The 2,644-nt window shown below is 56.4% G+C and carries 1 protein-coding gene and 1 pseudogene; both read left to right on the top strand.

Features of this window, described 5'->3' with window-relative positions; all coding sequences use genetic code 11:
• Positions 1–975: pseudogene (locus tag D777_RS18025) on the top strand (hypothetical protein); the annotation flags it as partial.
• Between the two features lie 96 nt (positions 976–1,071).
• The gene (locus D777_RS17735) at positions 1,072–2,331 is read left to right on the top strand and encodes a hypothetical protein (RefSeq protein ID WP_150112675.1); all 1,260 of its coding nucleotides are present in this window, start codon (positions 1,072–1,074) and stop codon (positions 2,329–2,331) included.
• Positions 2,332–2,644: the final 313 nt, after the last annotated feature.

The following is a 2,644-nucleotide window of genomic DNA, read 5'->3' on the forward strand; positions in this document are numbered from 1 at the left end:
GGAAATCTCCTGATCTCTCTGCCCTGGGGCCTTTACATGCATTTCCTGGGCAACAAAGCGGTGAAAGAAACGCCTCCGGTGAGACTGAACCGGCAGCGCCGGGAAGTGGCCATGCCGCGCTGGACCGAGGGCAAGGATTTCAAACTGCCACTGTGGAATGACACAGTTGCTGGGTTTACGTACATTGGGGTGTTGTTCACCATAGGCTGGGCTCTGACCCCGTTTATGAATGAATACTCGTCCACTGAGTACAGGAATTCATTGGTTTTGGAAGGATTGGTGTTACTGGGCATAGAGCTTTTAGTCATCGGCACCTACCTCTTCATCGCCCTCCGCCTAAAGAAAAAACACGACCCCAAGCTCGTCTACGAAATCCACCCCTGGGACAAGCTGGTTGCCTATATTGAGACAAAACAATCCATCGGCCCCAGCCTGATGGCCACCCATACGGTCTTGACCCTGGCCATCCCCAAACCGGATGACCCCGAATCGGCCCTGGCCACGGCCAGCATCAACGTCGGTCATGAAACGTCCGGCCTGGCCCAATGGGAGTGTATTCGCCAGTTTATGGAAGAGGGCCCCGAGGCCTGCCCGGACCCGAAGAATGACGAAACGCTGGCCCACTATAAAGCCAAGTGCAGACAGGCCCGTAAAGAGATGTCCTTGTTGCCCTGGCTGGGTAAAAAAGTGGGTGACTGGTTCTTCCAGCGTTATCTGGCCCACATCATCACCGAGCGCCGCATAAAAACCCTGGCCCTGAAGAGTCTGCCAGAGGAACTGAAAGCCTGGTCCGCGCCGTTGCCCCGGGAACAGTGGGCCAAACCGTCTGAGGCACTGCAGAGCCTGAATCAACAGCTTGCCCGTGCTTACAAGCGTGGCCTGAAGTTCACCCAGATGGGGCCCGTATCTGAATGGCAAGCGGGGCGTGAGGAGAGGCAGCGACAAAAGCGGGGGAGGGGGCGTTTCCGGGCCTGAGTCTCGCCCTAAGCAAACCCATAAATCTTTATGTTCATTGCCACCAAGAATCCGTCATCAACACAGACATCGCGTGAATCCGACTGGGAAGTTGGAGTGCGCCGTACGACCCAAGAGGGGCGACTGTTGGCTCTGGGGCCTGCACCTGTGGCCACCGGCTCGCGGGCGGCGGACATCAACGCCTGGGTGCGACGGAAAACCGAAGGTTGGCTGGATTTGCAGAACGGCAACCTGTTGTTTGGGGCCGAGTTTTCTTTAATGTTCTTGAGCTTGAGCTTGTTGACTGTAATGGCGGCAGTCGTCTTCACTCTGGAGGTCGGTATCAACCTTGGACGTTGGGATTGGGGGCTGCCATTATTTGTACTTGTCGGAAACCTCCTGATCTCTCTGCCCTGGGGGCTTTACATGCATTTCCTAGGCAACAAGGCAGTGAAAGAAACGCCTCCGGTGAGACTGAACCGGCAGCGCCGGGAAGTGGCCATGCCGCGCTGGACCGAGGGCAAGGATTTCAAACTGCCACTGTGGAATGACACAGTTGCTGGGTTTACGTACATTGGGGTGTTGTTCACCATAGGCTGGGCTCTGACCCCGTTTATGAATGAATACTCGTCCACTGAGTACAGGAATTCATTGGTTTTGGAAGGATTGGTGTTACTGGGCATAGAGCTTTTAGTCATCGGTACCTACCTCTTCATCGCCCTCCGCCTAAAGAAAAAACACGACCCCAAGCTCGTCTACGAGATTTACCCCTGGGACAAGCTGGTTGCCTATATTGAGACGAAACAAAACATTGGCCCCAGCCTGATGGCCACCCACACAGTCTTAACCCTGGCCATCCCCAAGCCGGATGACCCGGAATCGGCCCTGGCCGCGGCCAGCATCAACGTCGGCCATGAAACGTCTGGCCTGGCCCAATGGGAGTGTATTCGCCGGTTTATGGAAGAGGGCCCCGAGGCCTGCCCGGACCCGAAGGAGGACGAGACCTTGGCCCACTACAAAGCCAAATGCCGCCAAGCTCGTAAGGACCTGTCCCTGTTGCCCTGGCTGGGCAAGAAAGTGGGCGACTGGTTCTTCCAGCGTTACCTGGCCCACATCATCACCGAGCGCCGGATCAAAACCCTGGCCCTGAAAAGCCTACCGAAAGAGCTGGACACCTGGTCTGCGCCCCTGCCAAAAGAGCAATGGGCCAAGCCCTCTGAGGAACTGCAAATTCTCAACCTGCAACTCACCCGCGCCTACGAACGCGGCCTTCGTTTCACCGGCATGGGGCCCGTGTCCCAGTGGCAAGCCCAATACGACGAAAAGAAGCAACAGAAGCGAGGCCGAGGCCGTTATCAGGCCAGGGTTGATTTCTAAGATAAGTGGGCTGATCAATGCCAATGTATGAGCAGGGCAATTTGCCGATAACACCGCTGGATGCGCCGGACACGCGATTGACCCCATTGATCATCAACTACCATGCCCTGGTAAGCCAGCCCATTAAGTCCTGACTATGACCAAAGCTAACGAGAGCCCATCACCAACTCAAACCTCGCCTGAGCCCGACTGGGAAGTCGGAGTGCGCCGAACCACCAAAGATGGTCGGATACTGGCTCTGAGTCCGCAACCGGTAACGACAGGAGGGCGGGCGGTGGACGTCAATGCCTGGATTCGACGAAAAACCGAAGGG

Source organism: Marinobacter nitratireducens, from assembly GCF_000708045.1.
GTDB lineage: Bacteria > Pseudomonadota > Gammaproteobacteria > Pseudomonadales > Oleiphilaceae > Marinobacter > Marinobacter nitratireducens.